This window comes from Microbacterium sp. Kw_RZR3 (assembly GCF_029222405.1).
Classification (GTDB): domain Bacteria; phylum Actinomycetota; class Actinomycetes; order Actinomycetales; family Microbacteriaceae; genus Microbacterium.
This window is the reverse complement of record NZ_JARHXC010000164.1, coordinates 1-5,909: the sequence shown is the minus strand read 5'-3', so window position 1 is coordinate 5,909 and position 5,909 is coordinate 1. Positions and strand designations below refer to the sequence as shown.

The 5,909-nt window shown below is 70.3% G+C and carries 7 protein-coding genes; 4 read left to right on the top strand and 3 right to left on the bottom strand.

Annotation, left to right across the window (positions count from 1 at the left end):
* On the top strand, window positions 1-536 hold a 536-nt coding region (locus P2P98_RS08630), incomplete at its 5' end, for a hypothetical protein (protein ID WP_275799169.1).
* A gap of 21 nt (window positions 537-557) precedes the next feature.
* On the opposite strand, the gene P2P98_RS08625 is transcribed toward P2P98_RS08630, so the two are convergent.
* Window positions 558-929 carry a hypothetical protein gene (locus P2P98_RS08625; RefSeq protein WP_153003261.1) on the bottom strand — a complete coding sequence of 124 codons (372 nt, stop codon included), beginning with the start codon at window positions 927-929 and terminating at the stop codon, window positions 558-560.
* A 129-nt stretch (window positions 930-1,058) separates the two neighbouring features.
* Here P2P98_RS08625 and P2P98_RS08620 point away from each other — a divergent pair, with 129 nt between their 5' ends.
* Entirely contained in the window at window positions 1,059-2,243 is a 1,185-nt protein-coding gene (locus P2P98_RS08620; protein ID WP_275799166.1) for an MFS transporter, read from the top strand.
* 56 nt (window positions 2,244-2,299) lie between these two features.
* Here the strand turns inward: P2P98_RS08620 and P2P98_RS08615 are convergent, their stop codons facing one another.
* The gene (locus tag P2P98_RS08615) at window positions 2,300-3,181 is read right to left on the bottom strand and encodes an AraC family transcriptional regulator (RefSeq protein WP_275799165.1); all 882 of its coding nucleotides are present in this window, start codon (window positions 3,179-3,181) and stop codon (window positions 2,300-2,302) included.
* An 82-nt stretch (window positions 3,182-3,263) separates the two neighbouring features.
* Between P2P98_RS08615 and P2P98_RS08610 the strand changes: the two genes are divergently transcribed.
* Both P2P98_RS08610 and P2P98_RS08605 read left to right on the top strand, forming a co-directional pair.
* The gene (locus tag P2P98_RS08610; RefSeq protein ID WP_275799162.1) at window positions 3,264-4,007 is read left to right on the top strand and encodes a DUF429 domain-containing protein; all 744 of its coding nucleotides are present in this window, start codon (window positions 3,264-3,266) and stop codon (window positions 4,005-4,007) included.
* Between the two features lie 184 nt (window positions 4,008-4,191).
* Window positions 4,192-4,590, top strand: a complete 399-nt coding sequence (locus P2P98_RS08605) for an antitoxin HicB (RefSeq protein WP_275799160.1) — start codon at window positions 4,192-4,194, stop codon at window positions 4,588-4,590.
* A gap of 659 nt (window positions 4,591-5,249) precedes the next feature.
* Here the strand turns inward: P2P98_RS08605 and P2P98_RS08600 are convergent.
* Window positions 5,250-5,903 carry an IS3 family transposase gene (locus tag P2P98_RS08600; protein ID WP_275799172.1) on the bottom strand — a complete coding sequence of 218 codons (654 nt, stop codon included), beginning with the start codon at window positions 5,901-5,903 and terminating at the stop codon, window positions 5,250-5,252.
* Between the last annotated feature and the right edge of the window lie 6 nt (window positions 5,904-5,909).

The window sequence follows — 5,909 nt, the reverse complement described above, 5'->3', positions numbered from 1 at the left end:
GTGACGCCGACGCCCGCCTCGGCGACAATGGAGGGATGCGATCCCCCCACGCGCTGGTCATCACCCTGCTCGCCGCCGGTCTCGCCCTGACCGGGTGCACCGGGTCTTCGGCATCCGACGAGCCGTCCGAGACGACGGCCGCGACGTCGGATGCCAGCCCCGTCGCCACCGCATCGCCGGTGCCGGCCGACGGCCCGGTCGCGGCGTTCCAGACCTGGTGGACGGCGGTGCGTTCCGCCGACACCGTCGCCGCGTGCGGTGCGCTGACCGAGCCCCTCCAGCAGCGGATGATCGCCGAGTACAAAGCCGCGACCGGCGTGGAGATCGACGATTGCGCCACCCTCATCCGGCAGAGCTCGGCCCTCTATGCGGCGGCGGGGCTCCCCGCCGATGTGACCGTCGACGTCGAGTCCGAGACCGCCGACGACGCGATGTTGCAGGTGACGTACGCCAACGGCGACTGCGGAACGGTGCACCTCGAGCGCACCGCGAGCTCGTGGGCACTCACCGAGCTCAGCGAGGAATGCGCCGGCTGACGCGTCCGGGCCGGAAAGGCGTCAGGGAAGGAAGTCCGCTCCGCTGAAGAAGCCGATGCCCAGCGACAGCAGGGCCGCGGCGACTCCCGCGATGAACCCGGCCGCGGCCAGTTCGCGCGCCATGCGGGCGTTCAGACTCAGGATGCCGGTGACCAACGACACGAGGGCGAGCGCCCAGATGCCGAGCTGTACCCATACGAACTGATCGAAGTCGGCGATCGCGCTGACCGAGACCAGGAAGATATGCCAGGCGATGACGATGCTCCCGGTGACGATCGCGATGATCGAGGCCACCCGGAGGTCGCCCTTCGGAACGGGCGGCGCGGGCGGCTGGGGTCGCGGAGGCACGCGAAGGCCCGGCTCGAAGGAGTCGGGGAGGTCGTCGTCTGCCATGGGGTGATCTTCTCAGGTCCGGCGGGTGAGGGCGACCGGTTGCGCGCCGACGATCGTGCTCGGACGAACGGTGGGGTGCCCCGGACGATCGGTCGGGCGCGCGGAATGCTCCGTTGCGAGCATCGAGCCATGACCATGACCGCCCCCGTTCCCGTCGCTCCCGTCGCCCGCATGAGATACGGCGGGCTCGTCGTCCTGATGCTGATGAGCTTCCTGCTCGTCACCGCCGAGTTCCTCCCCAACGGTGTGCTCACCGAGATGGCCGCGGGTCTCGGCATCACCCCCGGCCAGGCCGGGCAGACCGTGACGGTCACCGCGCTCGCCGGGCTGCTGATGGCTCCCACCGTCGGGCTGATCTTCCCGCGTCTGGACCGCCGCACGCTGCTCGTGATCGCGGCCGCCGCGGCCGCGGTCTCGAGCATCGCCGTGGCGGTCGCCCCCCACTTCGTCACGATCCTCGTCGCGCGCTTCCTCCTCGGCGCGGCGATCTCGACCTTCTGGTCGATGTCGATCACGGTCGCGGCCTCGCTGTCGGCGCCCGACCGCATCGGTCGCGCCGTCATGTTCACCTCGGCCGGTCTGTCGCTGGCCACCGTCGCGGGCGTCCCCCTCGGCGTCCTGCTGAGCGAAGCGCTCGACTGGCGTCTGGCGTTCCTCGTCGTCGGGTTCGCCTCCGCCGTCGTGGGGGTGGCCGTGCGTCTCGTCCTGCCCCCGGTGCCGGCGGCCGCGGCATCCAGCATCCGACTCCTCGTCGACACGCGCCGCCGGCCCGGAGCCGCGCTCGGACTCGTCGGCCACGTCTTCATCGTGCTCGGGCACTTCCTCGCCTACACCTACGTGCGGCTCGCGCTGGAGCGCCTCCCCGAGGTGGATGCCGCAACGGTGGTCCTTCTCCTGACGCTGTTCGGAGCCGGCGGGCTCATCGGCAACATCGTCATCGGGATCGTGGTCGACCGGGCGTTCGTCATCCTGTCCGTCGTCGGTCCGCTCGCGATCGCGGCGTCGATCGTCGTGGTGCTCTCGCTCCCCGGATTCGCGGCGGTCGCCGCGGCGGTGTTCGCGTGGGGCTTCCTCTTCGCGTCGTGGCTGATCATCGTCAACACCTGGGTCGGACACCGGATGCCGGACCGACTCGAGGCGGGTGGCAGCCTCGTGGTCACGGGCTTCCAGCTCGCGATCGTCGCGGCCGCCGGTATCGGCGGGCTGCTGGTCGACGGAGTGGGCATCGTCGTCACGGATGCCGTGGGCGCGGCGCTCCTCGTCGTCGGTGCCGTGCTGTTCGGGTTGTCGCTGCGGGTGCCGCACTCGCGCTGAGCGTGCCCACGTGACGCGCGGCACAGCCGTGGCGGTTTGATCCCGGCCGTCGCGGCTCAGCCGTGCGCGATCGGGACCGGCCTCGCGGCGGCGCGCCATCGCGAGGGGGCCACGCCGGTGACGCGGCGGAACGCGCGGCGGAAGCCCTCATCGGAGGCGTAGCCCAGGGTCCGCGACACCTCGGACACGGACTCGCCGGCTTCGAGGAGCTCCTTGGCGCGGCGCACGCGCGCATCGGTGACGTAGCCTCCGGGGGAGCGGCCGAAGGCCTCGCGGAACCGCTCGGCGAACACCGAGCGCGACATCGCGGCGAGACCGGCGAGTTCGTCGGTGGTCCAGGTGTGCCCGGGATCCGCGACGATCGCTGCGGCGGCACGATCCAGGAACGGATCCTCCGAGCGCGGCGGCCACGCGGCGTTCGCATCGGCGAAGGCCCACGCGCGGATCGCCGCGAGGACCACCGTGCGCACCATGATGTGGCAGATGGTCGTGTCGCCCGGGCGGGGGGACTGGCCGAGGTGGGCGGCGAGTGCCGCTGCGGCCGGCTCGGCGCGCGTGAAGTCGTTGACGAAGACGACGCCGGGGAGCGCGCCGGAGAGGAGGGTGCGTGCCACTCTCACGGAGATGACGGTGACCTCGGCCCCGGACTGCGACGCGAGCGCGAGGTGCTGGCAGCCGAGCGAGACGAGAGCGTCGCCCGCGAGGAGCGTGCGGCGGCCGCGCAGGGTCGCTGCCTCACCCGATCCGGCGTCGATCGAGCAGCCGAGATTCTCGCCGATGTCGCCGGTGATCTCTCCCGCGCGCACGAAGAGCAGCGTCGCCTCGCCGGGCGGAACCGTCAGGCGTTCGCCCGCCTCGAGTGTCGAGCGGCGCGCGTGTTCGGCGCGGATCTCGAGCGACGCGAGCGCGCGATCGAGGGCGGCAGCGTGCGAAGTCACACCGCGGGAAACCACGGCGTCGTCGACGGTATTCCGCACGGGCGGCCGAGCCGCCCGTGGCGTGGGGCCGTAGGCTGCGCGGGTGAGAACGATCGGCGTCGACCTGGCCGCGGGCGTGCCCGGCACCGCCCTCGCCGAGCTCGTCTGGACCGACGGCGGCGCCCGGCTCACACGGCTGGAGGCCGGGGTCGATGACGCCACGATCGTGGCATCCGTCTCCGGCGAAGCGGTCTGGCTCGGGGTCGACTGCCCGCTCGGCTGGCCCGACGCGTTCGTCGACTTCGTGCGCGCACACCACTCCGGCTCCGCCCACGAGCTCGTTGACGGCGGAGCCGACTGGCGTCGCCCGCTCGTCTACCGCCACACCGATCACGTGGTGCGCGAGCGCATCGGCCGCTGGCCGCTCAGCGTCTCGACCGATCGCCTCGGTGTCACCGCGCTGCGGTGCGCGGGGCTTCTCGGGCGGCTCGCCGAGGCGGGCTTCCCCGTCGACCGAGCAGCCGAGGGGCGCCTGTTCGAGGTGTACCCCGGCGGCTCGCTGCGTCTGTGGGGCTTCGACACGACCGGATACCGGGTGGATGCCGAGCGCCGGGCCGTTCTCCTCGAGACACTGTCCGCGCGCGCTCCGTGGCTCGAACTCGGCGGCTTCGCCCCGCTCGCGGTCGCGAACGTCGATGCCTTCGACGCGGTGGTGGCCGCTCTGGCGACGCGCGCCGGTGCGCTCGGGGCGTTCGAGCCCCCGGCATCCGAGGTCCTCGACATCGTCCGGCGGGAGGGGTGGGTCGTGCTGCCGGAGGGGGCAGTGGAGGCGCTCGCGTCACCGTGACGCGTCCCGAGATTTCCCGCGCAATTCCTCGCCCAGGGCGGATTCGGGTCATGTTCCCTACAGATGAAGCCGCGGGTGGATTCGGCGCAGCGCATGGTTGCCGTGCTCACGTCTGGGCCACGGTGTCGCCAGGATTGACGCGGAAGGCGCTGGCGGCCATCGAGGAAATGAAGGGACAGGACCGATGACGATGATCGATGTCATGGCCACCCGCTGGGACGGCGGATGGGAACTCGCAATCGACGGCGATCCTGTGACTCAGGTGCGCACTCTCGACCGTGCAGAGCAGCAGGTCCGCGACTACCTCGACACCCTCGCCCCCGACGTCGACCACAGCGATGTGCAGGTGAACCTCATCCCTGATCTCGGGACCGGCGTTTCGGTTCGCGTCAAGGAGGCGCGGGAGGCCACAGCGGCGGCGCAGGAGCGTCAGGTCGCTGCAGCGCGCCAGGCTCGCACGGTCGTGCGCGAACTTCGCGCGCATGGCGTCACGGTCTCCGACGCCGCGGTGCTTCTCGGCGTCAGTCCCGCCCGCATCAGCCAGCTCGCCGAGGACAAGACCGACGCAGCTGTCGCGTCCTGATCTCCGGGGCGGAGGATGGGAGCATGCGCGACGACCGGGTACCGCGGACGCCTATGACGAGGGCTCGGGACCCGGTCAGGAAAGACAGGTCAGACAGGGCTTCTGGTGGGCGGACTTATCCGCAAGCTGCGATCGAATCAGCGGACACCTTGCCCCGACCCACGGGGAGGACGGGAGATGACGGCGCGAGCGCAGACCACCTGCGGGGAGGAAGGTGCCGGTCCCGCCGTCTTGGAGCCTCTCCGCTGATGAGGCAGGAGGCCGGTTTCCGCCAGCCAGGGGATCTCATCGCAACCCCGCTACGCGAGGTAGCCCGGCTGCTGCGCAGTCGGGATATCAGGCCTCCGCTGCTGCGCAGCCTCGGAGGGGTATTACTTCTGCTCACATGTTGGATCGACTGGCGGGCAACTGCACCACAAACGATCGGTTTTGAACGACGGCATCGTTAGCTCTGCCGCGGACAAACAGTCACCGGTACCGTTCGACCATGGGGGAAACCGAGGACGTCGTAGCGGATCGCATGGAGTGGCTTTCGGAGAAAGCTAAGCCCCGGGTCGAACTCGCGCGTAGGCGTTCCAACGAGCTGATGGAGGACATCAGCCGATGGAGGAAGCCCGACCCGCTTAGAACGGGTCTCTGAATCGGCCTGACTTTCGTTCCTATCGGGAGCCTTGTCCGGCAGGGGCCGGATTGGCTGATTCGAGGTCAGCGTAGTACGCGTTCTCGACCTCGGCGGGGGTGCGCATATCAAGCTCGCCGTGGAGCCGCTGGTTGTTCCACCACCAGACCCACTCCAGAGTCGCGAGCTCAACCTGCTCGACGGTTCGCCAGGGGCCGCGCTGACGGATGAGTTCAGTCTTGTAGAGGTTGTTCACTGCCTCGGCCATCGCGTTGTCGAACGAGTCGCCGACGGTGCCCGTCGAGGAGACGGCGCCGAGTTCGACGATCCGGTCGGTGTAGACCATGGCGGTGGAGTTCGACCCGTGGTCCGCGTGATGGATCAGCCCGTCGAGCCTGCCGCCCGCGCCCCACGCGGCCATGTCGAGCGCCGGCATAGGCAGGACCTCTGACCGCAACGTCGATGCGACGTTCCAGCCGACTATGCGTCTCGAGTACACGTCCGTGACGAACGCGACATACGCGAACCCGGACCACGTCGCGACGTAGGTGACGTCGCAGACCCAGAGCCGCCTGGGCGCGGGAGCGGTGAACCTGCGGTTCACGAGATCGGCAGGGAGCGCCGTCGTCCTGTCCGAGCGGGTGGTGAACACGCGTTTCGACTTCCTCACGCCGCGGACGCCAGCCAAGCGCATAAGACG

Coding starts and splice junctions, on each gene's coding strand:
- P2P98_RS08600 (WP_275799172.1), bottom strand. CDS start 5,903: ATGCGCTTGGCTGGCGTCCGCGGCGTGAGGAAGTCGAAACGCGTGTTC.
- P2P98_RS08620 (WP_275799166.1), top strand. CDS start 1,059: ATGACCATGACCGCCCCCGTTCCCGTCGCTCCCGTCGCCCGCATGAGA.
- P2P98_RS08625 (WP_153003261.1), bottom strand. CDS start 929: ATGGCAGACGACGACCTCCCCGACTCCTTCGAGCCGGGCCTTCGCGTG.
- P2P98_RS08605 (WP_275799160.1), top strand. CDS start 4,192: ATGACGATGATCGATGTCATGGCCACCCGCTGGGACGGCGGATGGGAA.